General features: G+C 46.0%; 21 protein-coding genes. 11 read left to right on the top strand and 10 right to left on the bottom strand.

The window, feature by feature from the left end; genetic code table 11:
* Positions 1 to 190: 190 nt before the first annotated feature.
* Positions 191 to 376 (top strand): hypothetical protein, encoded by a 186-nt coding sequence (locus L1285_RS00415; RefSeq protein WP_046004275.1) that lies wholly within the window; start codon positions 191 to 193, stop codon positions 374 to 376.
* Between the two features lie 69 nt (positions 377 to 445).
* Positions 446 to 2,047 carry a bifunctional UDP-sugar hydrolase/5'-nucleotidase UshA gene (gene ushA, locus L1285_RS00410; RefSeq protein WP_235410516.1) on the top strand — a complete coding sequence of 534 codons (1,602 nt, stop codon included), beginning with the start codon at positions 446 to 448 and terminating at the stop codon, positions 2,045 to 2,047.
* 45 nt (positions 2,048 to 2,092) lie between these two features.
* Here ushA and L1285_RS00405 read toward each other — a convergent pair whose 3' ends face one another.
* Together L1285_RS00405 and L1285_RS00400 are read right to left on the bottom strand one after the other, a co-directional pair.
* On the bottom strand, positions 2,093 to 3,013 hold the full coding sequence (locus L1285_RS00405; RefSeq protein ID WP_235410515.1) for a hypothetical protein: 921 nt from the start codon (positions 3,011 to 3,013) through the stop codon (positions 2,093 to 2,095).
* The gene (locus tag L1285_RS00400; protein ID WP_328284973.1) at positions 3,003 to 3,851 is read right to left on the bottom strand and encodes a PhnD/SsuA/transferrin family substrate-binding protein; all 849 of its coding nucleotides are present in this window, start codon (positions 3,849 to 3,851) and stop codon (positions 3,003 to 3,005) included. Before L1285_RS00400 ends, L1285_RS00405 begins: the two co-directional genes overlap by 11 nt.
* A 269-nt stretch (positions 3,852 to 4,120) precedes the next feature.
* Between L1285_RS00400 and L1285_RS00395 the strand changes: the two genes are divergently transcribed.
* The gene (locus L1285_RS00395; protein WP_235410513.1) at positions 4,121 to 4,960 is read left to right on the top strand and encodes a S1/P1 nuclease; all 840 of its coding nucleotides are present in this window, start codon (positions 4,121 to 4,123) and stop codon (positions 4,958 to 4,960) included.
* Positions 4,961 to 5,007: 47 nt separating this feature from the next.
* A complete protein-coding gene (locus L1285_RS00390; RefSeq protein WP_235410512.1) occupies positions 5,008 to 8,157 on the top strand; it encodes a TonB-dependent receptor in 3,150 nt (1,049 codons plus the stop codon).
* Positions 8,158 to 8,252: 95 nt separating this feature from the next.
* On the opposite strand, the gene L1285_RS00385 is transcribed toward L1285_RS00390, so the two are convergent.
* On the bottom strand, positions 8,253 to 8,684 hold the full coding sequence (locus L1285_RS00385) for a MarR family winged helix-turn-helix transcriptional regulator (protein WP_235410511.1): 432 nt from the start codon (positions 8,682 to 8,684) through the stop codon (positions 8,253 to 8,255).
* Positions 8,685 to 8,811: 127 nt separating this feature from the next.
* Between L1285_RS00385 and hmgA the strand changes: the two genes are divergently transcribed.
* Entirely contained in the window at positions 8,812 to 10,107 is a 1,296-nt protein-coding gene (gene hmgA, locus L1285_RS00380) for a homogentisate 1,2-dioxygenase (RefSeq protein WP_235410510.1), read from the top strand.
* A gap of 338 nt (positions 10,108 to 10,445) precedes the next feature.
* Complete coding sequence (gene maiA, locus L1285_RS00375) at positions 10,446 to 11,078, top strand: maleylacetoacetate isomerase (protein ID WP_235410509.1); 633 nt, start codon at positions 10,446 to 10,448, stop codon at positions 11,076 to 11,078.
* A gap of 47 nt (positions 11,079 to 11,125) precedes the next feature.
* On the opposite strand, the gene L1285_RS00370 is transcribed toward maiA, so the two are convergent.
* Positions 11,126 to 11,356 (bottom strand): TIGR02647 family protein, encoded by a 231-nt coding sequence (locus L1285_RS00370; RefSeq protein WP_010381049.1) that lies wholly within the window; start codon positions 11,354 to 11,356, stop codon positions 11,126 to 11,128.
* Between the two features lie 152 nt (positions 11,357 to 11,508).
* Here L1285_RS00370 and L1285_RS00365 point away from each other — a divergent pair, with 152 nt between their 5' ends.
* Together L1285_RS00365 and L1285_RS00360 are read left to right on the top strand one after the other, a co-directional pair.
* Positions 11,509 to 11,793, top strand: a complete 285-nt coding sequence (locus L1285_RS00365; RefSeq protein ID WP_235410508.1) for a DUF1496 domain-containing protein — start codon at positions 11,509 to 11,511, stop codon at positions 11,791 to 11,793.
* Positions 11,794 to 11,821: 28 nt separating this feature from the next.
* Positions 11,822 to 12,070 (top strand): VF530 family DNA-binding protein, encoded by a 249-nt coding sequence (locus L1285_RS00360; RefSeq protein ID WP_046003441.1) that lies wholly within the window; start codon positions 11,822 to 11,824, stop codon positions 12,068 to 12,070.
* Here the strand turns inward: L1285_RS00360 and L1285_RS00355 are convergent.
* From L1285_RS00355 to L1285_RS00345, 3 genes are all read right to left on the bottom strand, one after another.
* The gene (locus L1285_RS00355; RefSeq protein WP_235410507.1) at positions 12,067 to 12,765 is read right to left on the bottom strand and encodes a substrate-binding periplasmic protein; all 699 of its coding nucleotides are present in this window, start codon (positions 12,763 to 12,765) and stop codon (positions 12,067 to 12,069) included. The genes L1285_RS00360 and L1285_RS00355 overlap by 4 nt on opposite strands.
* Positions 12,766 to 12,932: 167 nt before the next feature.
* Entirely contained in the window at positions 12,933 to 14,045 is a 1,113-nt protein-coding gene (locus L1285_RS00350) for an arginase family protein (protein ID WP_235410506.1), read from the bottom strand.
* Positions 14,046 to 14,328: 283 nt separating this feature from the next.
* Positions 14,329 to 15,108, bottom strand: coding sequence for a DUF2189 domain-containing protein (locus tag L1285_RS00345; protein WP_235410505.1), 780 nt, complete (start codon positions 15,106 to 15,108; stop codon positions 14,329 to 14,331).
* 318 nt (positions 15,109 to 15,426) lie between these two features.
* On the opposite strand from L1285_RS00345, the gene udp reads away from it, so the two are divergent.
* On the top strand, positions 15,427 to 16,197 hold the full coding sequence (gene udp, locus L1285_RS00340) for a uridine phosphorylase (RefSeq protein ID WP_235410504.1): 771 nt from the start codon (positions 15,427 to 15,429) through the stop codon (positions 16,195 to 16,197).
* Here the strand turns inward: udp and cdd are convergent.
* From cdd to ppc, 3 genes are all read right to left on the bottom strand, one after another.
* A complete protein-coding gene (gene cdd / locus L1285_RS00335; protein WP_235410503.1) occupies positions 16,194 to 17,063 on the bottom strand; it encodes a cytidine deaminase in 870 nt (289 codons plus the stop codon). The two genes, udp and cdd, sit on opposite strands and share 4 nt — an antisense overlap.
* Before the next feature lie 81 nt (positions 17,064 to 17,144).
* On the bottom strand, positions 17,145 to 17,513 hold the full coding sequence (locus L1285_RS00330; RefSeq protein ID WP_046003436.1) for a hypothetical protein: 369 nt from the start codon (positions 17,511 to 17,513) through the stop codon (positions 17,145 to 17,147).
* A gap of 182 nt (positions 17,514 to 17,695) precedes the next feature.
* The gene (gene ppc / locus L1285_RS00325; protein ID WP_235410502.1) at positions 17,696 to 20,329 is read right to left on the bottom strand and encodes a phosphoenolpyruvate carboxylase; all 2,634 of its coding nucleotides are present in this window, start codon (positions 20,327 to 20,329) and stop codon (positions 17,696 to 17,698) included.
* Positions 20,330 to 20,793: 464 nt separating this feature from the next.
* Between ppc and L1285_RS00320 the strand changes: the two genes are divergently transcribed.
* Both L1285_RS00320 and L1285_RS00315 read left to right on the top strand, forming a co-directional pair.
* Positions 20,794 to 21,525 carry a tetratricopeptide repeat protein gene (locus tag L1285_RS00320; RefSeq protein WP_235410501.1) on the top strand — a complete coding sequence of 244 codons (732 nt, stop codon included), beginning with the start codon at positions 20,794 to 20,796 and terminating at the stop codon, positions 21,523 to 21,525.
* Positions 21,526 to 21,868: 343 nt separating this feature from the next.
* A complete protein-coding gene (locus tag L1285_RS00315; RefSeq protein ID WP_235410500.1) occupies positions 21,869 to 23,950 on the top strand; it encodes a hypothetical protein in 2,082 nt (693 codons plus the stop codon).
* Positions 23,951 to 23,956: the final 6 nt, after the last annotated feature.

The raw sequence follows: 23,956 nt of genomic DNA, 5'->3' as shown, positions 1-23,956 counted from the left end.
GCATTTTAGTGACTTACGGTGCAACCTGCGCTATTTGCGATCAACGTGTAATCTTTCCTCAGCGTTGTTCTTATTCCCATTAGTAATAATAAGAAGGAAATTTAAAAGAATTTTTTATCACAAATGTTTATCCATTTGATAACATTGGGGGCGAAATATAATCATAAACACAGATCATCAGGGGCTAACAATGGACATTAATCAACCGATCTGCGATTTCGGGCTGCACAGTGGCGAACCCTACTGCAAACTTCCCGCAAGCTTTTTAAACTGGATGGTCGCAACGGGCCATGCTAAACAGGCGCTGGCCAAAGACGAGCTCACCCGCAGACACAACGCAGTTTGTGACTCAAGAATGAAATCAAAAGTTCAATAATGAGCTAGGTTTACTATGACTTTTTAGTTTAAACTACAGCGTATAGTTCGTCCCCATTGAAGTAAACTTATGCGCTTTATCATACCTTCTCTTTTAGCGCTGTCGCTGACAGCGTGCTACTCTACACAACAATCAACAACCCAAGCCGCCGACAACACAACCCGCTATCTGACTGTGCTGCACACCAATGACCATCATGGTCGTTTCTGGCACAATGAAGACGGTGAGTATGGTATGGCAGCAAGGAAAACCTTGCTGGACAAACTTAGAGCACAAGCTCACGCCAAAGGCCACAGTGTGGTATTGCTCTCCGGAGGCGACATCAATACCGGCGTACCAGAATCTGACCTACAACATGCTGAACCAGATTTTAAGGGCATGAGCATGCTTGGCTATGACGCCATGGCGATCGGCAACCACGAGTTTGACAACCCGCTGGATGTGCTGGATAAACAAATTGGCTGGTCCAACTTTCCGCTGCTGTCTGCCAACATTTTACATAAGCACAATGGCGAGCCCGCCTATCAGCCGTATACTGTCATCGAAAAGCAAGGGCTGAAAATTGCCATCATCGGCTTGACCACAGTTGATACGGTGAAAATCGCTAATCCGGAGTTTGTTGGCGGCTTGGATTTCGTTGACCCAGCCCCCGTCACGGCGCAACTATCCGAGCAAATCAAAGCGAAATATAGCCCGGACGTCACAATTGCAGTCACTCACATGGGCCATTATCATGATGCCGCTTTTGGTATTAACGCACCGGGTGATGTCACGCTTGCGCGCAATGTCCCGGCCGGCACTCTGGATATGATCATCGGAGGCCACTCGCAAGAACCTGTCTGTATTGATGAAAACGGCAAAGAAGACAGCGCATATGTGCCAGGCAAAGCCTGTCAACCAGACCAGCAAAACGGCATCTGGATCATGCAGGCACATGAGTGGGGCAAATACGTAGGTAAAGCCGTTTTTGAAATTTCACAAGGCAAAAAAACGCTACAAAGCTACGAATTATTACCCGTTAACCTCAAAGATGAGCAAGGGCAATGGGCAACCAACTATATCGAACATGACCCGGAAATAAAGGCCTTCCTCGCTCCTTATCAAAAAGCCGGTGAAAGCAAAATTTCTGGCGCCGTTGGCGAAGTCGACGCCTTTTTGGATGGCCGCAGAAACACCGTGCGTTTCAAACAAAGTCCGCTGGGTGACTTAGTGATCAAAGCGCAAATGGCCGCGGTTGGCGCCGACTTTGGCCTTATCAGTGGTGGCGGGATCCGTGCCAGTATTAAGGCAGGAGAAGTGAGCTACAAGGATATTCTGAAAGTGCATCCCTTCAGAAATCGCATTACCTATATCGACTGGCGTGGTGAGCAGCTGATTGACTACCTGTCTGTGGCCAGTCGTTTCCCGCCGGATTCAGGCGCTTACTTGCAGTATCACGGTATTGAGTTTGATATTCAGGGAGACAAGTTAACAAACCTGAAAATTCAGGGCAAGCCTGTTGAGCCGGGTAAAACCTATCGCATGAGTATTAATAGTTACAATGCGGCAGGCGGAGACGGTTACCCGGTACTAACGGATTTACCCGGTTTCACAGCAACCGATAGTACAGATGCTCAGGTTCTCAAAGACTACATTGAACGACACTCACCTATCAAGCGTTCAGCACTGTAAACACTTTCTCAGTGGCGGTACACAAGGTATGCACCGCCACTGTCTTTACTTCCCTATTACTTCAACGTCATCCACACCCAGTGCTTTTAGCCCATAGCTGTGCAACTTAGAGCGTGACCCTTCCCCGTGCGCTTTTGGGGGATAGAGCTTTATTTTCAAGTCGGGCTGATGCGTCAGCAATTCATCCAGAGCTGCGCGGATCTCACTCAGCGTCTTCTCCAGACTATTGGAGAAGTTGGGGCGCTTTCTGATGGTGTGGCCGAGTGCAACTAAGCGATGAAAATATTTATCAGCAATATCCAGTAACTCCTCGGGCACGTCTTTATTTTGATTCAATAAGGCTTGTGGATTTTGCAAGCAAAACTCGAGTAACGCGAGATAGAAACACAGTGGTTTATTCGCCAGCTGAACCTGACACGTTTTATCACCACTCAGGCACAATGTTTTGGAGTACAGGTCAATAACCAAGTGCTGAGGTTGAGGCTTTGTGGCCATTGTTGTGGCAGTTTGTCGTTTTGCCTGCTCTCTTTTTCTGGAAACCGATTTATAAAACGCCAGGTTTAGCAAAGCAATTAATAAGGGGATGATATACAGCCATTGGTTGTGGCTGGTATTAGCCCGATAGCCTATTACTGTAGTGCCCTCCGGGCCGGATAACAGCAGCTGGTCCGCCGAGATGTCTCCATTACTGGTGGAGATATTAACAATTCGGATCCTGCTGGTCTTCTTCTGCAAATTGTCGTTTAGCAGATCTATATATGCCTGAACGCGTGTCGCATCCCCTGCGTAATTCAGGGCTGGGTCAGCAATGGGAAGACGATTCTTATCCAGCGCGACTCTGAGTTTAATGCTGTCCAAGTCTTGTGCAATGGTATGTCGGATCGCCTGCTCATGTGCAATGGTAAATATGAGCAAGAAAATGACACTGTAAACAATAAATGCAAGTATACCCGTTTTACGACTCATCCGTTTCTCCTAAAAAATAAACAGGTAATTCATTACATTGCCAGTACAAATCAAGTTCATCGAAATAACTTGAGCCGTTATTTTTTGCGACTTGCTGCAATTGCTGCTGTAACGCGCAGGCCAGGTCAGTGTTGTCTACGTCCATTTTCATATACCAGCGGCTGCCGCTGATGTTTTCACCAATAGGGGTTATGTAATTGGCCGAGAAGCGACTTTCATCACTCTCTTGCCAATAAGTTGCAATAATGTCCAGCTCACCGGATGAGAGTTTTTCTCTGAGCACCTGATGAGAGCTGACGTATTGGATATCCAGTACACGCATATCTAAGTCAAGCCGTTTAAACATTTGCTTGGGTATGATGTGGCCAGAGCGACTGGTGGGATAATCCAGCAAACCAATTTTTTTATCCAAAAAATAGGCTTTGTCTAATCTTGGCTTTTCGCGAGTTGAGATAAAAAAGGCGGTATAGGTCGGATAGCCCACGACTGGCATGTAGTTGTAGGTTGACTGAGCTTTTAGCGCTGCCATGACATTGTCTTTCGACAATATCAGATCAGCGAGTCCCTTTGCGATATAGTCGATTTGTTCAGCTAACTCACCACTATAACGCACTTCCACTTGCCCGTACTGCTTTGCAACCACATCGTCGCCGCACAGTGCAGGCGCGAGTCTGCGAGCCAATGACTCGACCGGAACATGAACCCTGAAAACAGCCATATTACTGGTTGAACGTGTCTTACAGGAGACGCTACTTTCGACCAGCTTTGGCAGCTCGCCAACAGGCTTACCAGTGAGGTTACTGGCAAGTAACCAACAGCACCAGACTGAGAGAAACAAAACTGTAACAATAGTTGTTTTATTGCTTAGAGAGTGATTATTTTTCAAAACATCGTATTTCTTAGGTTGCGCGCCCCTATATTAGATCAATTTTTCTTACTTATTGCAATAGGTAAACTTACTAAAAAGTTATAAACCTATGTTTTTGCTACTTTATTAACAAGAAATTATGAATCTCATTGAGTCCTTTTCTTTTTCTGAAAAATCCGGACAATTGGCCGCATTCCAAACGTGTAAACAATACCCAGTTTGGGTAATGAGAGATTTTGATGTTACGAGCTTCTTTAAAGGGTTTAGCGTTGTCTGCACTGCTTATAAGCACCAGCGCCTGGTCTTGGGGTATGAATGGTCACAGAGTGGTTGGTGAAATAGCCCAACAACACCTCACCCCAGCAGCAGAAAAAGCAGTAAAAGCCCTGTTAGCTGAAGATTCACTGGCCGAAGTGTCTACCTGGGCAGACGAAATGCGATCCAGCCCTGATGACTTCTGGAAAAAACAATCTGGCAAGTGGCACTACATCAATATCGAAGATCCCAGCAAAATGGCACAGCACGACAATCACGCTGTTGAACACAAACACCAGGTGTCACACATCCTGGACGGGATTAACTATTCAGTTTCTACATTACAAAACCCCAAAGCCATTAAAGAAGACAAGCAGTTTGCTTTAAAGTTCCTGGTTCATTTGGTCGGCGACGCTCATCAACCATTTCACGCAGGGCGCAGCGAAGACCGCGGTGGTAATTTAATTAAGGTTTCCTTCTTTAAAGAAGAAACTAATCTGCATTCCGTATTCGATACAAAACTTATTGAGCACCAGTCTTTATCCTATCGCGAGTTCAGTGACTTTATTCTTACCCGCGACAAACAGAAGATAGCTCAGATGTTAAACAGCCGCCCTGCCGACTGGCTTTTAGAATCAAATCAAATAGCTGAAAAGATTTATGACAGCAATGAAACTGACATGAGTTGGGAGTATATTTACAGGTACACCCCTGTTGTTAAATCTCGACTACTTCATGGTGGGATTAGACTGGCAGGATTGCTCAACCAAATTTTTGACAAAAATTCAAGGCCACTTGACACTGCTTTAAAAGCAGCCAAGTGATCTTGGGGATGATTATTTAATAAACCTATAACACGGGAAACAACATAATGAAAACGCAACTACGCAAAACGGCTCTATCGCTTGCAGTTATTGCAGGCATTGGTGCTAGTGGTGCTGCATTCGCTAACGAAACATCTTCATCTGTAAAAGGTCAGATTGTTGGCCCTAACGGCAACCCTGCCGTAGGTACAACTATCACGATCATGCACTTACCGACTGGCTCAACTAAAGTCACAAGTGTAAACGATGCGGGTTACTTCAGTGCCAAGGGTCTGCGCGTTGGTGGTCCTTACCAAATTATCGTTGATTCAAACAAATATGAAGATCAGCTGCTGGAAAACGTTTACCTATCTCTGGGCTCAGACTACCCTGTAAACGTACAACTTCAGCCACAATCAAGCATGGAGCAAATCGTTGTAACTGGGCGTCCGATCAGCCAAATGGCCGGTGGCACAGGTCCTGCTGCAACGTTCACACTTGAAGATTTACAAGAAGCACCTGCTATCAACCGCGACCTGAAAGACATCGTTCGTGCAGATCCACGTGTATACGTTGATGAAAGCCGCGGTGCTATCCAGTGTGGTGGTGGTAACCCTCGCTTTAACGCGTTGACACTAGACGGCGTTCGCATGAACGACAACTTCGGTCTTAATGCAAATGGTTACCCAACAATTCGCGCACCATTCTCTTTTGACTCAATCGAGCAAGTTGCTGTAGAGCTGGCACCTTTCGACGTTCAATACGGTGGTTTCACGTCTTGTAACATCAACGCCGTAACTAAGACTGGTTCAAATGAAATCCACGGCGGCGTATTCTACGACTACACCAGCGATTCAATGAAGGGTGATAAGTCTAAAGACAAAGAGTACGATAATGGCGATTACGATGAGAAACGTTATGGTTTCAACGTTGGTTTGCCAATTCTAAAAGACAAGCTTTTCCTTTTCACATCTTATGAAAAGCTTGAAGGTGTTCAGCAGTTTAGCTACGGCGCACTTGATACAACAGTAAGCCAGGCTGACTTGAATCGTATTATCGACATCACTAAAAATGTTTATAACTACGACCCAGGTACTATGGTACCAAGTATGCCAGTTGAAGATGAAAAGCTACTGGTAAAACTTGACTGGAACATCAACGACTCACACCGTGCAAACATTGTTTACAACTACAACGATGGTTTTGCACTTTCTCAGTCTGATTCTGGTAGCCGTGAGCTGTCTCTGAGCAACCACTTCTATGAGCGTGGTGCAGAATTTACCTCAATCGTAACTTCAATCTATTCAGACTGGAATGACGAATTCTCAACCGAAATTCGTGTTGGTAAAGCAGACCTTGACGCACGTCAACAGTCACTGGATGCAGCAAGTGGTTTTGGTGAATTCCAGGTAACTGCCGCTGACGGTGGTAAAGTTTACATCGGTCCAGATGACTCTCGTCAGGCGAATGACCTTGACTGGGATAACTTCACAGTAAAACTGGCAGGTACATATTACCTTGACCAACACACTATTACTGCAGGTTATGAGTATGAAGACCTGAACGTATTCAACTTGTTCATGCAGCATGTACAGGGTGAATTCCGTTTCGACTCTATCGAAAACTTCGAAAAAGGCTTGGCTCAGCAGGTTTACTATAACAACGCAGCAGAAACCAATGATCCGAATGATGTAGCAGCTAACTTCTCTTACCAGCAGCACACATTCTACATTCAGGACGAGTATAGCTTCTCTGATATCGATGCTACGTTAACTTATGGTCTTCGTTACGACAGATATACCAGTGACGACACACCAACTCCAAATGCACATTACGAGAGCATTTACGGCTTCTCTAACACCACTAACATGGACGGTGTTGACCTTGTACAGCCGCGTGTAGGTTTCAACTGGTATGTTGATGATGCACTAGAAGTACGTGGTGGTATCGGCCTGTACTCTGGTGGTAACCCGAATGTTTGGTTGTCAAACTCATACTCTAGTGATGGTGCAACACAGGTATTTACCAGCCACAGAAAGAATGATGAGAGAGGCATAGGTTATTACGATTTATTCGCCAACGAAATGACTAACTTTGACGGCGGCACACCTGGTTTTGACGTACCTAAAGAGCTATTCGACAAAGTTGCTGCAACGAAAGTAGCAGATGGTAAAGGTTCTGTAGACGCAACTGCGCCTAACTTCAAAATTCCTTCTGAATGGAAGATTTCTCTAGGTGCAACGTATACCACAGAAAACGAGTACGTCATCAGTGCTGACTGGTTGTACACTGAGAAAAAAGACTCAGCAATCGTCCGTCACATTGGTTACAAACTTTCTGACGAAACAACCTTTGATGGCCGCCCTATCATGGTTGAACGTGACCCTAACAACCCTCGCGGACGTGACTATTTACTGACAAACGTTTCAGGTCCAGATGGTGAGTCACACGTAATGTCATTGTCTGTTGCAAAACGCTACGAAAACGGTATTAACTTCACCCTGTCGTATGCTTACACAGACGCTAAAGACATTACACCAATGACTAGCTCAACGGCGTCTTCTAACTATGGCAACATCGCGCTAACTAACCCTTGGAGCCCAGAGCTGGCAACTTCTGATTATGAAGTACCACACCGCTTTACGTTGCAGTTAGGCTATAAGCACGAGTTCTTCGATGGTTATGCAACTAAGTTCAACTTATTCGGCCAAATCAGTGAAGGTCAGCCGTACAGCTTCACATTCAATGAAAGTGATGGCATCTGGGGCGATAGCAACTCATCTGACGGTCGACAGCTGCTGTACGTTCCAATGGAAAACGATCCTAACGTTGAGTACGACATGACTGCTGAAGAGCTGAAAGAGTTCAACGACTTCATCGCTGCTGAAGGTCTGGAGCGTGGCACTATTCTTAGCCGTAACTCACAGAACGCTAAGTGGATGACTAAGGTTGACTTCAAAGTGACTCAGGAACTACCTGGTTTCATGGAAGGTCACAAAGGTGAAGTATTCTTCGTCATTGATAACCTGACAAACCTACTTAACGATGACTGGGGCACAATGTACAAAGGTGGCTTCGTAGGTAACCGTGTTGTTGACGCTAAGCTGGTTGACGGCAAGTACGTTTACTCTAACTTCAACGATGGCGCTATCGCACCGACAATCCAAAAAGATGCGTCTCTTTGGGAAATGCGTGTAGGCGTTAAGTACACTTTCTAATATCTAAAACACGTAATTAGATAAACTCAAAGGTCAACTTCGGTTGACCTTTTTTTATTCTCATACTCTGATTATTCAAGGCTGTAAGGAATGAACTATCTAGAAAGAAAGTGACCCTCCAGTTTTTCCATCATCGCCAGTAACGCTTGCTTCTCATCAGAATTCAGCTCACTCAGCAGCTTACTTTCCCAGTAAAGCGCCTGCGGCGTTAGCGCATCAAACAAAGCCTTCCCTTGTAACGTTAATGACATTTCAGTCGCCCGCTTATCGGTCTCACTTTGCTTAGCAACCAGCATGTCCTGTTGCTGTAGTTGTTTGATGGCCCGTGACACGGTTGATTTATCCATGCTCGCCAGGTCACACAACTGCTTGGCGGTTGCCCCCGGATGTTGAGCCAGATGTACCAACACTCGCCACTGAGGTATGGTCAGCCCGGCGCGCTCATACACCTCAGAAAAGGCCTCACTCATGGCATTCGCCAGTCTCACCATGCGGTAGGGAAGAAATTCATTAATATCAAACGCCATTATCAAGCTCCGGGTACACCAGCTCCATTTCTGTATATAAAAATTTACACATAAATATGAGTCAAAGATTGAAAATACTCTCACATGAGAGTATCTTTACAAAAAACATCAACGGAGTCTATGCAAAATGAGTGCAGAATTCGAGTACATGAGTGGTTTTGGTAATGAATTTGAAACCGAAGCCCTGCCTGGCGCCCTACCCGTCGGCCAGTTTTCACCACAAAAAGTAAAATATGACCTATACGCGGAGCAATATAATACAACGGCTTTCACGGCCCCGCGCGCTGAGAATCGCAGAAACTGGTTTTACCGTATCCGTCCGTCGGTGGTACAGGGTGATTATCAGGTAATGGACAATGGTCTGCTACGTACAGCGCCTATCACTGAAGTACCGACCCCGCCCACTATGCTGCGCTGGAACCCGGTAGAAGTACCCGCTGAAAAGACTGACTTTATCGATGGCTTAATCACTATGGCCGCAAATGGTAGCGCCAACGGTCAGGCCGGTATCGGGATCCACGTCTATGTTGCGAATGCCTCAATGGAAGGCCGTTACTTTTACAATGCGGACGGTGAACTACTATTTGTTCCTCAGATGGGTGAATTAGTGCTACACACTGAGTGCGGCAAGCTGGCCATTAAGCCCGGTGAAATCGCAGTGATCCCGCGTGGTATTAAGTTCCGCGTCGAGTTACTGAGTGAGCAGGTACGAGGTTATATTTGCGAAAACTATGGTAACCCTTACATTCTTCCTGAGCGCGGCCCAGTTGGTGCAAATGGCTATACCAACGAACGCGATTTTCTTTATCCGGTAGCGGCGTTTGAAGATCTGGAAGGTGACTTTGAACTGGTTGCCAAGTTCAACGGTAATTTGTTCCGTTGTGATATCGGACATTCTCCACTCGATGTGGTTGCCTGGACAGGTAACAGTGCACCTTATAAATATGATCTGGCCCGCTTTAATGTGATGAATACAGTAAGCTTTGATCACCCGGATCCGTCGATTTTCACGGTACTGACTTCGCCGTCCGGTACACCGGGTGTTGCCAACGTCGACTTTGTAATCTTCCCACCACGCTGGATGGTTGCAGAAGATACGTTCCGCCCACCTTACTACCACCGCAATATCATGAGCGAGTTTATGGGTCTGATTGAAGGTGTTTACGATGCGAAGGAGCATGGTTTTGTACCTGGCGGTATGAGTTTACATAACTGCATGTCGCCACATGGCCCAGAAGCAGACGTATTTGAAAAGGCATCGAATGCGGAATTAGAGCCACAACGTTATGAAAATACATTGGCCTTTATGTTCGAATCGCGTTATGTCATTTCTCCGACCAAGTATGCCCTGGAAGGCAAAGAGCGCCAGCCAAATTATCTTGATTGCTGGAAAGGCGTCAAAAAGTATTACAAGGGTGCCTAATTAATAGATAACGGACACAGAAAACAAAGCGGGCTGATATGCCCGCTTTTCATCGTGTCTAATTCACCTCGAATACGAAACTACTAATACCAATTTCACTTAATACCTGTTCAATTTGACGGAGCAAATATGACGCTAACGGCGTTAAAAATTTCTCATTTAGAACAACTAAATAGCAAAATTTTTGCCTCGCCTATATGGATGTAGGTGCCTCAGCGATAGCAGGACGCGAGAGCGGTGTTATCGACTATATTTTCTCGCCTCAAAATAGAACACTTAATTAAGCAAATTGGTATAATATAAAAACTTAACCTGCGTCGTGAACAAAAGGATCAACCATGAAACTGTATACTTATTTTCGCTCCTCTGCCGCGTACCGTGTGCGGATAGCACTCAACCTAAAGGCACTGGATCATCAGCTTGTGCCCGTCAACCTGCTAAAATCTGAACAACAAGGGGCTGATTACCTGAGTAAAAACGGCCAAGGTCTGCTCCCCGCTCTGGAAACGGACCAGGGCGTACTGGCACAGTCTTTAGCCATATTAGAATGGCTCGAGGAAACTTACCAAGCAACTCCCCTACTGCCTGCAGATCCCTGGGAAAAAGCACAGATCCGCAACTTTTGCTATGCCATAGCTTGTGATATTCACCCAATTGATAACCTCAGAGTATTGAAATACCTAAGCAACGAACTGGCTGTGACCGATGAGCAAAAGAACACCTGGTATCGCCATTGGGTAATTGAAGGGTTTAAAAAACTGGAAGCAATGCTGGATGACAACAGTGCGTTTTGCTTTTGTGATAAGCCAACGCTTGCTGACGTTTGCCTGGTTCCTCAGGTCTATAATGCCTTGCGCTTTAAAGTAGATATGAGCGAGTTTCCAAAAATTGCGCGTATTCATGAACACTGCAACACGCTGGCAGCGTTTTCAGATGCTGCGCCGGAAAATCAACCGGACGCGCCCAAATAATAATAAAGTCAGGAGCGCTTTAAACGCGCTCCTACTCTCCTCTCGCACTATTTAAGTGCACTGTGCACCTGGTCCAGATGCACCAGTAGATCGTGCCCCAAATCGGTTAAGTATCCCCCGTCGGGTTGGTCAATCACGCCCTTGGCATACAAGCGCTCTGCCGCCGACAAAATATCCTGATCTGCATTTTTGTGTATTTTTATCCCCTGATGCAAACTGCTACGTGGAAACTTCACCAGCAACTCCAGCTCAGCCATTAGTTTTTCATCAAATGCCATATTCCCTCCTGAGACCGTAAAACAGGCCCAACTTCTGCATAATTTACCGCCACTGGCCAGCCAAAAAAGCCTTGCCAGCACATTACCAATAGCTAAGGTGTATAGTACATTAGCTTTCCCCCTTAAATTTAGCTGGAACTCGGAGTTATGCCATGAAAAATAAGCTAATTTGCTTTTTATTTACAATTTTATTGATTCCACTCAAAGGGACAGCCTTTGGTAACGAAACCAATCTCTACCTTGAACAACTTCAAAGCGTATGTTGGTATCAGGACTTAAGGTACTCGGAAGGGTCTGTCATCAAACAGGCTGATAAGCTCTATGTCTGTTCATACCGATATCAAAATCAACCACAGAGCCCACTGATGTGGCTGAAGCTCGATAAAAACGGCGACCCCGTCAGAGTAGAAATGAAAGGTAAAATCAGGGTACACTAGTGACTTTTAATGAACGAACATAAGCAGTATGAGCGAATCACAACCTAATAACCCGTTACATGGTATAAAGCTCCAGGACATAGTTGAGCGCCTGGTTGAGCAACTCGGGTGGGAAGCCATGGCTGAAGCGGTCAATATCAATTGTTTCAAGAAGGATCCGTCAGTCAAATCGAGCCTCAAGTTTCTCCGTAAAACCCCCTGGGCAAGAGAAAAAGTAGAGCAGCTCTATCTGGACACATTCCATGGTTTTAGCTGGCCGGAGATTAAAAAGCCTTAGTACAGCCGTTGGTAAGCAGCCTGAATACGCTGGATGATCTGCGCAGGCACTTTTTTGTTGCAGGCAAAATAGAGCTGAGTACTCATAGTTTCAATCCTCATCACCGGCTCAAGCTCGTGGCTCAAGGGTTCACTTTTGCTCTTATGCTCGAACTGAGCATCGCTTAATATCACCAAGTCAACGATATTTCTGCGTGTAGCCAGTAGCTGAAATACCTTATCAAAAGACTGGATCAAAAGCAGTTGCTGACCTTCTACGAACCCCTGGCTCTTCAGGTATTGGTGGCTAAAGTTGTCACGGATCACTGCAATCTTATACTGCCTGGCTTGCTCCAGAGAGTCGATGCGAATGTTTGCGGTCTTGAGCGCATAAAATGAGGTTGTAAAAGCGCCGATGGGAAACACCCATGAGAATAACGCATTACGTTGTTCGCTCTTAGCGATAGAAAATATACACGTATTTGGGTCTCGCTTAGCGCTATTATAAGACGTGCTCCAATTATCAATACTCAACCGATAATCAAGCTGTGCTTCTTTGAGCACAGCTGTCACCTTCTCTGCAGCATGACCCACCAGCTCCCCCTCTCCGTTCACATACTGAAAGTGTGCGAAATTCTCGGTAACCAGAGTGAGTGTATAGGCATATGCACCTGCGTTACCCAGCATAAGCCACGCGTAAACAAACCAGCGTACCAAGCATCGCTCCTTATGAATTATTCATGAATTATTCAGACTGCAATTTTTAATATAGGAAAATATTCCAATACTGTGAATACAAAGGAGAGTTAAATTTTCGAGGAGTTAGGAAAAACAGGTGACATAAAACAAGAAAGAAGGCCAACGCCTTCTTTCTGGTGATTGTTTTAGCCTTTGTTCATGGCATCAATCAGGAAGGCTGATAGCTTAGCCCCTTCACGCAGCGTTGTTTCAGAGCTAGACTGGCCTGCCAAAGAGCTATCCGTAAATGGCGCAATCTCCATCATATCAGCACCGGTGATAGGGAACTCCTTACTTAGCGCAGTCAGAATTTTCATTGCCTCATCCGGTGTCATACCACCAGACTCAGGCGTACCAGTTGCAGCTGCAAACTCTTCATCCAGCGCATCAATGTCGAAGCTCACATAAAGCTCATCAACTTTGTCTTCTTTAAGCTGCTTGATGACCTGCTCAACGATGACGTCGGCACCTTGTTCACGAATTTCATTCGCCCAGTGTTGCTTAACACCAAACGTTGACTCCCAATGTTGCTTACTCTTACCGCTTGAACGGATCCCGAACTGGATCAGGTGGTGGGGTGCTGGCAGAAACTCCAGAATATGCGTACACCAGGAACCAAAACACAGATCAATACCTAAACGCTCAACCAGCAGATCGGTATGTGCATCGAAATGAATGATAGCCGTGCGCTTACCTTGCTCGCGTTTCGCCTTCAGATAGGCTTTAGTAAGCGGGTAGCTGATTGAATGGTCGCCACCGATACCAAAGATACCTTTTTCTGGATAATGAGCATAAAAGCCGTCGCATACATCTTCAGTGATAGACAGTGGAGAAACGTGATACTCACTGTTTTCATCCTGGTAAAGTGCCTTCTGACAGTTGCTGATCGTTCCCTCGTTTAAATACTTATCGTGAAGTAAGTGAGGAATAACGCGCACATCACCTAAGTCAAACGCACTGACTTGTGGTTGCTCAGTCAACAAAGTCGAGCGAAGAAATAATGGCCCCCAATTAGCACCTCTTAGGATCCCGCCACCACAATCAGAGCTGATCCCTAAAATAGCCGCCTTGTGTTCACTGTCACCTAATGTGTTTAATGATGCTTTCCAAAGAGGTTCAACGTTTTCTGTCTGTCCATACAGCTTTTCACGTAGCGCCGCTTTTCTTTCCTTTGCTGTGTTGACGGTAAATACACCATCGCCCGGCGGACACAGACAGTTTTCTATTTTCTGATGAAATTTTGCTTTGCTATCACTCATTGAGACCTCCTCAGTCAACTGCATAAACATGCCACACCGCTACTTATAAATTTATTGTCAGATCTGTACTGCTATTTGGGTAAGCCAACCTCAAGCTTTGAGTAAAACTCGCGAACAAATCAAACTAACCGTTTATTTTCAAATGGTTAAGAAGATAGTGTGGACTTTAAAATATTAAAATATACTTTTCTGAAGTTGGTATAACATGGCTGGGAGATAAGTCAACCGCCCTGCTACTGCCAAGCGCAGCAAGGGCGGTTGAATATGCAGGCTAAGTGTTTGCTTATTCGTATTTTCTCGGCTTTTTAGTCTTAATTGTCGCGATGTAACCGTGCCAACTTGCGTAGGCTAGTAATGGCATAATCACAATAAATCCGGCCGTACCAGTTAAGAAACCTACAATCACCAGCACACCTATGGTTACGCCCCACACAATCATGGCCGCAGCGTTAGATTTCACAGCATGAATGGAGGACACCACCGCAGTCATAATATCGACACGTCGTTCCATCATGATCTGAGGTGTAAACGCCGAAATGGCAAACACAGTGACAACCAATATGCCACCAACTAGCGTGCCGAGCCCTAAAAATGCCGACAGCTGCTCAAAGTTTGGGTTGGGTACATTCGGATACAGTGCATGGATCAGAGCGGCTAACCTCATCCAGACAATCATAATCACCATTAGCAAAATGGCAAAACCCCACTCCCCCGCCGGGTTTCTGAACATAGATTTCAAACTATGGCTCAACGTCGGTTTGTGGCCCTTTTCAAGTTCCCAGGCGACATCATACAAACCGGCAGCAAACGCGGGCCCTATTAACGCAAACGCAACAGCCGCGGGCAAAATGACCAGGTGAGTCTCCACTTCAAATGCGAGCCACATTATGGCTGCCGGGATCGTTGTAAAAACCAGTCCATATATCAGACTCAGTAAAGGTGCTCTGGCGATGTCTTTAAATGCGAGTGCGAGCCAATGAAACGCCACAAAGGGGCTTAACTTGTTGCTTTCAAAACAGCGGGCAAACTCGGTGTGCTTGTCTATCGATTGTGTTGCAGGCATAGTAGGTATTCCCCATTTGCTTCTCCTTATTAAGGTTTAGAAGACAGTCGACAATGTTGCAAGCAATCGGTTAATTTGAATGGCTTCAGGCGTTACATTTGGCCTCTTTAATTCCCCCTATCTTAGCGGTAATTAATTGACAACCCTTTGTTTCAGGGCCCATTACACTTAATACGACGGGTTTTTCTTTGATCTTGATATTATTCTCGATTGAAAAACATAATTGTAACGCTCAAAGGCCAGTATAAGGACATTCGTCCTGTACTTAAATGCAGGTAAAACTGACCATTGGGCTTTAGAACTATACAAGGTTTATTTATGGAAAAGGTATTTCACCTGGGTCTTTCGAAAGCAGATCTAAACGGTGCAACACTGGCTATCGTACCTGGCGACCCTAAACGTTCAGAGCGTATTGCTTCACAACTCGATAACCCTAAATGTTTAGCACAGACACGTGAATTTCACGTCTATCTTGGCGATATCAAAGGCCAATCCATTGTCATTTGCTCAACCGGTATTGGCGGCCCATCTACCTCTATTGCTGTAGAAGAGCTGGCTCAACTTGGTGTAAATACTTTCCTGCGCATCGGCACAACTGGTGCTATCCAGCCACATATTAACGAAGGTGATATTCTGGTCAGCACAGCGTCTGTGCGCCTTGACGGTGCCAGCCAGCATTTTGCGCCACTGGCCTACCCGGCGGTTTCAGATTTCCATTGCACCGCAGCTATGGTCGAGGCGTGTGATCACTTGGGTGTTACCTATCATACCGGTATTACCGCTTCAAGCGACACCTTCTATCCGGGCCAGGAGCGCTACGACACTTTCTCCGGCTACGTGCCAAAAGCATTTCAGGGCTCTTGTGAAGAATGGCAAAAGCTCAATGTTATGAACTATGAGATGGAATCAGCAACGCTGTTCACTATGTGTGCGGCACTTGGCTTAAAAGCGGCGTGTGTTGCAGGCGTACTGGTAAACCGCACTCGTCAGGAAATTCCGAACGTCGATCATCAGCTGGTTGAAAAAAATGCAGTGTCTGTGGTTATCAAAGCCGCAGAGCTGGTACTGGAAAAAACAAAGCAGGCTTAAGCCTGCTTTGTGTCTATCTGATAATATTGCAGCTCTAGCGCCTCGTTAAAGCTGCTTATCACCGCCTCTGTGACCGCGCGCTGATTCTCTCTTCCTTTTGTTTCCACCAACGTGGCTCGCTCAATTTTCGCCTCAGCCAATATCTGGCCACTCATGGCTAGCTGACTGAGAGCACTTTGCATGGGCGACAAGCTTGGGCTATACGCCGCATTCTCAACGTAGCGGCCATAAAAGCGCGTGCCATCAGTCATTACCAGCTCAGCAGCGGCAATATTGTTTGTATAAGGCGCATAGACCTGGGTCAAGTGACTGATAAGCTCACTGGATAGCCCGTGCGCATTTGCAATACTGACCGGTGCACTGTTGAACAGTGACTCCTGATTACCCAAATCTTTCGGGCCAAAGTCTCCCGGTAGCAGCTGAGATAATGAGGTTTCACCGCTTGGCAGTGTGATCTTAAGTTGCCTGGCGTTACTCAGTTCATTCATAAACTGGCGGCAGTAGCCACAAGGTGCAGCGGTAATATCCAGGCTGGTAATTTCCTTAGCCCCATTTAACCAGGCATTGTTGATAGCGGCCTGTTCGGCGTGCACTACCAAAGACAGCGCCTGGTGTGAAAACTCCAGATTAGCGCCCAAAAAATACTGGTCGCTATGCTTATCATATGCCACAGCGCCGACCAGAAATGAGGAAATAGGTGCCTGAGCAAAGCTGGCAGCATATGGCAGTAGCGCTTGCCCTAACTGTGCTTTACTACAACCGAGTATGGTTTGAATGTGATTTTGAAGATCGAGGTTTAATACGCCTTTGGCGGTTTTACATACTTCCAGTACGGAAGAGTTTAGCTTGTTGTCAGTATCTACCATATATCGTTATTATTCGCGCAGGTAAAGGCCTGCACAGCGCTGTTTTGCGCTTGTTTCATGGCAGACCAGTTTACGCCTGAATCAGCTTTTACTCAACCATTCCTTGGCACTTTTGAAGCACTCAAAGTTCTCGGCATGAATACCAAAACGCTGCACCTTTTGAAGGAATAAATCATGCATAAAGCCTTCAATCCCCACGACCCGAGCAATCTTCATGTTTTTAACATGGTGAGCAACTTTAGGCATGATATTAACCACGTCAATTGCTGCAAATCTGTGTTCCAGCTCAGACACATCTACCAGTAACTTACTACTTTGGTGTTTGCTGGCATAGTTGTTAGCCGCCTTATAGGCATTAACAACATCATCCACTCCTGCTTTGCCTCTGAGGGTCATCATGATCAGGGTGGTGGTTTCATCATAAGTGATACTGGTTGAAAGCGTTGACATTTCAGCCTCTGACTATTGCTTTAATTAACGTGAAGCGCATTTACAAGGTAGCAGGGGATTCTAGTTAATTAAGAATTGATGTCAACAAACCAACCATAAAAAACCAGATAAAATAAAAAAACCAACCCATAAGGATTGGTTTTTGTTATTGCAGAATAAACTCGCTATTGCAGCAAATAAAATTAACCCGTATTTCTTATCCCTGCTGCAATACCCATCATAGTGATCATCAATGCGCTATCGAGTTCATGGTTGGCTTTCTCTCGGGTCCGTTTAAGCAACTCTACTTGTAGTACATTTAGTGGATCGGTATAAGGATTGCGCAGCTCGATTGATTCGCGGATCCAAGGCTGTGCAGACAGCAAAGATCCCTTTGGCGCATACTTTTTAATAAATTGGGTCGCTTCTTTTAATTCACTGCGCAGGGATTCACCCAGAGGTTGTAAGTCATCGGGCACCAAACGCGCATCATAGTATTCGCTCAACCACAAATCGGTTTTACAAAACACCATTTCCAGCATTTCCAGACGCGTTCTGAAAAACGGCCACTGTTCACTCATCTCGCCCAGCAATTCCTCACCATAGGTCTTCACGACACTCTGAATACCTGCTAGTGCACCCAGCCATGCCGGAAGCATTAGGCGATTCTGACTCCAGGCAAAGATCCAGGGGATCGCTCTGAGACTCTCAATGCCGCCCTGCGGCTTACGCTTAGCCGGACGAGAACCCAAAGGAAGCTTCGCCAGCTCAATTTCTGGCGTTGCGGCCCTGAAATAGGATACGAAGTCGGCATTGCCGCGAACAAAATCCCGGTACTGTTTGCACGAGTGCTCACTCAACAGCGCCATAGCTGCACGCCAGTCCGCTTTAGGTTGCGGAGGCGGATAAAGATTATTCTCGATAATTGCACTGGCATACAATGACAGGCTTTGGATAGCAACCGGTGTCAGGCCAAATTTAAAGCGGATCATCTCGCCTTGCTCTGTGACCCTTAACCCGTGACTCAAAGAACCGGGAGGCTGAGAACGCAGCGCCTGCGCCGCCGGTGCTCCACCCCGCCCTATGGTGCCACCACGGCCATGGAAAAGGTGCATCTCAACCTGATATTTATCTCCTACTTCAATGAGCTGCTCCATGGCGAGATACTGTGCCCAGCCCGCAGCCATCATGCCAGCATCTTTAGCGGAATCAGAATAGCCAATCATGACATACTGTTGCTGACCCACGTGTCCTTTATACCAACTGGAGTCAAATAGCTGCTGCATAACCTGTTGTGCGTGATTAAGGTCATCGAGTGTTTCAAACAGCGGTGCGACAGGCAGCTTGAACGGACAACCACTTTCTTGTAGCAACAGCTCTACCGCCAACACGTCCGATGCTTCTCTGGCCATTGAAATGATATAAATCCCCAGCGCGGCTCTATCCTGTGCGGCAATAACAGAAAACGTATCCAGCACCTCCTGCACTTCTTCGCTGGGTTGCCAGTGTTTGGGCAGCAAGGGCCGTCGCGACGATAGCTCCGAGAGTAAAAACGCTTGTTTATCCTGTTCAGACCATTGGGCGTAATCTCCCAGTCCCAAATAGCGAGTCACTTCAGACAATACGTCGCTGTGGCGTCCTGAATCCTGACGAATATCCAGTTTACACAGCTGTACCCCAAAACACCTGAGCCTGTGTATCACATCCAGCAACATGCCATTGGCAACCACTTCCATGCCACACTCAGTGAGTGAAGAATAACATGCACTTAAGGGCTCCATCAGTTGTGCGGTTGAACGGATCTTATCCTGGTATGAACTGGGCCGGGACTTAATCTTATGCTCTAAAAACAAGATTGTTTCATTGATATCAGCTTTAAGCTGCTTGAGGAGTGCGCGATAAGGTTCGGGGTGGTCCCCGGTCAGCGCTTTGAGCGCCTCATTGGCAGGCGCCATCGACAACTCGGAGCTAAGCACATCTAAGTCACGATAATACAAGTCCAGCGCCATCCAGCGGCCATGGTCTAACACGCTCTGGGTTACCTCAGCAGTCACATTAGGATTACCGTCCCTATCTCCCCCCATCCAGGAAGCCAGGCTAACAGGGGCATAGTCTTCAGGGAGCGTGATGCCAAGCTGCCCTTGCGCAAGCTGAGTGAGTGTTCGGGTAAATTTAGGCACCGCATCCCACAGGCTATTCTCTATAACCGCAAATCCCCACTTCGCTTCTTCCAGCGGCGTTGGCCGCTTATTTCTGATTTCATTGGTGTGCCAAGCCTGGCAGATCAACTGCTCAATTCGTGCAATGACCTCATTGCGACACAGACTATTATCCAGACATGCTCCAAGCTCAGATAAACAATCGCTCAACTCAACATGCTTGCTGATTAGTGTACGACGAGTCACTTCGGTGGGATGCGCCGTGAGTACCAACTCGATAGACAGGTTTTCGATAACCTGGGCGACCTTGTGTTGATCTGTGTCGCCCAGACTCACTTTCTTGGTGATCTCAGACAAAGTGGTTTGCAGGGTATCGAACGGACCTTGCGGACAACCTGAATCGGAAATTGTGTGCTGCTGCTCAGCGACGTTGGCAAGGTTAAGAAAGTGACTGAATGCACGACACACCGGCAGCAGCTCTTCATCAGGTAAAGACTGCAGTGTTTCTATTAGCGTCTCTCTGGCCTGCACGTCGCCACTGCGGGATGATTTAGCAAGGTGGCGGATCAACTCCACTTTTTCGAGTACCTCTGGCCCCTGTGAGTGGGCTATGGTAGTGCCCAACAACTCACCCAACAGACTCACGTTTCGTTTCAATTCTGTATATTGCTGTTGCATAAAATGCTCCCTGAACAATTTTCACTCATCCCAATATACTGACTCTACAGAAAAAAAGAAAAGATACTTTGATGACAAGCAAAAGCTAAAAGTTATAAAGGCCCGCAAACGCAATTAATTATCATTTACTATTGACATCACGCACAGCGTTAGTGATAATCATTCTCAATGAAGTCAAAAACACCTCGTTGCTCAATTCTCCGTTTCCGGCTTCATTAACGTTGATATGCCAGCTACTTTTCACAGGAGGGGTTGGCAAACGTACTCATTTACTTGCTACATTGCTCATATCAGTGACGGTTGATATGTATCAGAAAAGCCCGAAAGGGCTTTTTTTATTTCTCTTCAATCGCTTATACTAGTCATTTGGCGAAGTTACAATCCAAAACCAGAATAGCGTCGCAGTGCTATACTCAGCACTTAGATCTGGTGATACACAACGTCGGTTTTGAAGGAGAACGCACATGTGGCAAAAACTTACTTACGCACTGGCCTTTGCGGGTCTGCTTGCCAACACACCCGCTGCGCAAGCCGGGCTTGAAGAAGGTATTGCAGCAGCAAATGCCGGACAATTTGATGTCGCCCTGAAAGAATTCAGATATCTGGCTGATATGGGGTACGCGCCGGGTATCTACGAGCTGGCCAGAATGTATGAGGGTGGATATGGCGTACCCAGAAACCCATATAAAGCGGCTGAGCTGATGCAACAGGCCGTCAAGCTGGGCAGTGCCGACGCGATGTTTTCACTGGCCGTTATGTACGATCAAGGCCTGGGCGTAAAAATCGATAAACAAAAAGCAGTTGACCTATTTATGTCGGCTGCGAAAAAGAACTTACCTGCCGCGCAATTTAACCTGGGCGTGATGTATGCCAATGGCGATGGTGTGACCCAAGATTACAGCGGGGCAAGGTTCTGGTACGAGCGCGCCGCCGCCAACAACTATACGCTGGCGATGTTCAATCTTGCGTTGCTTTATTATCAGGGTCTCGGTGGAGAGAAAAACATCCAACGCTCATACATCTGGAATACGCTCGCCGAATATAACGGCTATCGCCCGGCAACAACCAGTCGTAGATTGGATGAGAAGAGCATGTCACGATCTGAGCGTGAGGATGCTCAGGAAATTGCCGATACCATCTATCATAAAATTCAGGCTGGTACTTATATCGCGGGCTCCCAAATTACCGAAGACTAACATCAAAACAGAGCAATCCGCATGAGTGCGGAGTCAATTCAGCGGATTGCCATTACACCAACGCAAAAATCTCTTCTCTAATTTACGCCAAAGCACGCCGTAGTTTCGTACTACACAAGTCTGCTTATTATCTAAACAACCATACTATATTCTGAACATTAAAATAAATATAAACATAAAACGCTACCATAACTTTAACTTGATGATAATAAAATGAAATCAGTTCATAATATTGTCATTTAATGTTACCGAAAGAAGATTTCTCCGCTCGAATATGATTTAATCCCGCCAACCCGAGATCGGGACACTTTAGTAATCAAAATAGTATAAATAGGACATATGGATGTTTAAGTATTCAAAAATTGCAATTGGTTTAGCGACGTGTTTTGCTCTAAGCGGATGTCTTGAAGTAGAAGATAACAATAACAATGATGAACTGGTCAATAAACTTGAGCAGCAAAATCAAATTTTGCAAAGCCAGCTTGATGAAAACAAAAAACAAAGTGAAGCTCAGGCCGCAAAAGACAAAGCGCTTGAAACACCATTTATTCTGAAGGGCGGTATTGTCGCCGCCGTTGACGGTGTTGACTTATCTGATGTGCAAGTGACCGCATACTATGATGGCACATGGCACGAGCCTGTCGACGTTGCCGAAGATGGCAGCTACTCAATTCCTAAAGTCCCTCAGTACAGCAATATTTTGCTCAAAGTAAGCAGCCCGAGCAACGCGATTGTTACTCAGCTGTTCGACCATGCAACACGCAGTGCCGGTGACCGTACTGAAGTAGTCAGCGCTGTGCAAACACTGACTGTATCCAAACCGCATACCGTTACCTTTAGCATTCTCAATCGGAACACTTTTGAAGCCATTTCCGATTTGCAAATTACGGCTGAGCCGGAATTGAGTTTTAACACTTATACCAGTGCGCGATATGAATTGGCACATATGCTGGAGAAAAACAAGGTTGATGCAACCTATAGCACTGAAACAAACCAGTATGAGCTTATCGTGCCTCAAGGCATTGATTTCAAACTGGCGATTGATGTAGACGTCGACAACGATGGCAATGACGAATACACCATTTATAAATCAGACTACGAAATTCACTCAAGTAATGGTATCGCGAACCTGCACCACTTTGATGCTGAACGACACAATACGCTACATGCGACTGTTGAAAGCATCAATGAGTACGATTTAATGGTTAACTTTGTCGGCGCATCAGGTGAGCAGCTTTATCCTGATACTGTATTTGCCATCAACAATGATAAAGGTGACAGCAACTTTACGTTTAATGAAGCACAAGGCCATTATACCTTATCAGCTAGATACTACGGCGAGCTGCAATTCATCACGCATGAATTCACAGTAAATGGGCGCACGTATAAGGCCGACAACATTGGTATTTATCGTGATCATGATGATACTTTTCAAATAAGCCGACATCACAGCCAAAACCACCAGGAAGGCCTGTATAATTCTGAATTAAGCAACAACACGTTAGCTATCACCATACCACTTGTAGAGCAGGTTTCAGCACCTTATCTGGGACTTGAGATCATTGAATCTACAGAAGACGAAGTTGAAGAGACACACGGCTTAACTTACTACTTTAATGCCCCTGTTTCACTAAAGCAAGACTCTGCCCGGTTATACAAGCAGGGTGTAATCACCGTTGTAAAAGGCAATGATTCTGACAGTGACGATGTCGCTGCGGGAACCACCTCTATACAGCGTGCTAACCAATCTGTTGAGTTAAACCGTGCGCTGTCATTCAACGATACCAAGCTCTCTATTGCCCCGGCCGCACCACTTGAAGCGGGTTATACATACCGTTATGAGCTGGATAACATCACTCGAAAAGAAGCGAACTCTCAAGGTTACGTCAACCGTTCAGTTCAATTTTCAATCGATACCCCATTTGAGTTCGATGAGTCTCAGTTCAAAGCAGACAACATGAACTATCGCAGCGGCGGTGCACTAATCACACCGAAGAACACGGCAGGCGAGCAAAGTGGTACAAACAGTGATGCAGCCTCGTACCAACTGTGTATCATTGCACCAAAAGACGTAATGCTTAGTGACGCACATATCAGTGCGGTTACAACCAATGGTGTAAAATACACAACCGACCAGCGCTATCATGGCTACTCTAACGTTTATTTATACGCGCTTGCTGACAATGAGCAGCTAGATTCCAACATATACCTAAACATGCGCTCTGCTCAACCAAATGGTTACTACCACTCGATATGCTTTGACTATATCAGCCAGTACGACCAAGATGGAAACTGGGCAGGAAATGCGCAATTCATGGACCATACCGATAGCGCGACAAATAGCGTAGATGTCAACATCACTTATCGTTTACCGGGTTCTGATACTGAAATCTCAACCGGGGTTAAAACACTCTATATCGATTAACACGAT

Origin of the sequence: Pseudoalteromonas sp. DL2-H2.2 (assembly GCF_021532535.1) — a bacterium.
Taxonomy (GTDB): Bacteria; Pseudomonadota; Gammaproteobacteria; order Enterobacterales; family Alteromonadaceae; genus Pseudoalteromonas; species Pseudoalteromonas rubra_A.
The sequence above is the reverse complement of the archived record's forward strand: the minus strand, read 5'-3'. Positions and strand labels throughout refer to the sequence as shown.

Coding starts and splice junctions, on each gene's coding strand:
- L1285_RS00390 (WP_235410512.1), top strand. CDS start 5,008: ATGAAAACGCAACTACGCAAAACGGCTCTATCGCTTGCAGTTATTGCA.
- L1285_RS00365 (WP_235410508.1), top strand. CDS start 11,509: ATGAAAAATAAGCTAATTTGCTTTTTATTTACAATTTTATTGATTCCA.
- L1285_RS00395 (WP_235410513.1), top strand. CDS start 4,121: ATGTTACGAGCTTCTTTAAAGGGTTTAGCGTTGTCTGCACTGCTTATA.
- L1285_RS00350 (WP_235410506.1), bottom strand. CDS start 14,045: ATGAGTGATAGCAAAGCAAAATTTCATCAGAAAATAGAAAACTGTCTG.
- L1285_RS00315 (WP_235410500.1), top strand. CDS start 21,869: ATGTTTAAGTATTCAAAAATTGCAATTGGTTTAGCGACGTGTTTTGCT.
- L1285_RS00345 (WP_235410505.1), bottom strand. CDS start 15,108: ATGCCTGCAACACAATCGATAGACAAGCACACCGAGTTTGCCCGCTGT.
- udp (WP_235410504.1), top strand. CDS start 15,427: ATGGAAAAGGTATTTCACCTGGGTCTTTCGAAAGCAGATCTAAACGGT.
- cdd (WP_235410503.1), bottom strand. CDS start 17,063: ATGGTAGATACTGACAACAAGCTAAACTCTTCCGTACTGGAAGTATGT.
- L1285_RS00360 (WP_046003441.1), top strand. CDS start 11,822: ATGAGCGAATCACAACCTAATAACCCGTTACATGGTATAAAGCTCCAG.
- hmgA (WP_235410510.1), top strand. CDS start 8,812: ATGAGTGCAGAATTCGAGTACATGAGTGGTTTTGGTAATGAATTTGAA.
- L1285_RS00385 (WP_235410511.1), bottom strand. CDS start 8,684: ATGGCGTTTGATATTAATGAATTTCTTCCCTACCGCATGGTGAGACTG.
- L1285_RS00320 (WP_235410501.1), top strand. CDS start 20,794: ATGTGGCAAAAACTTACTTACGCACTGGCCTTTGCGGGTCTGCTTGCC.
- L1285_RS00330 (WP_046003436.1), bottom strand. CDS start 17,513: ATGTCAACGCTTTCAACCAGTATCACTTATGATGAAACCACCACCCTG.
- ushA (WP_235410516.1), top strand. CDS start 446: ATGCGCTTTATCATACCTTCTCTTTTAGCGCTGTCGCTGACAGCGTGC.
- L1285_RS00405 (WP_235410515.1), bottom strand. CDS start 3,013: ATGAGTCGTAAAACGGGTATACTTGCATTTATTGTTTACAGTGTCATT.
- L1285_RS00415 (WP_046004275.1), top strand. CDS start 191: ATGGACATTAATCAACCGATCTGCGATTTCGGGCTGCACAGTGGCGAA.
- maiA (WP_235410509.1), top strand. CDS start 10,446: ATGAAACTGTATACTTATTTTCGCTCCTCTGCCGCGTACCGTGTGCGG.
- L1285_RS00370 (WP_010381049.1), bottom strand. CDS start 11,356: ATGGCATTTGATGAAAAACTAATGGCTGAGCTGGAGTTGCTGGTGAAG.
- ppc (WP_235410502.1), bottom strand. CDS start 20,329: ATGCAACAGCAATATACAGAATTGAAACGAAACGTGAGTCTGTTGGGT.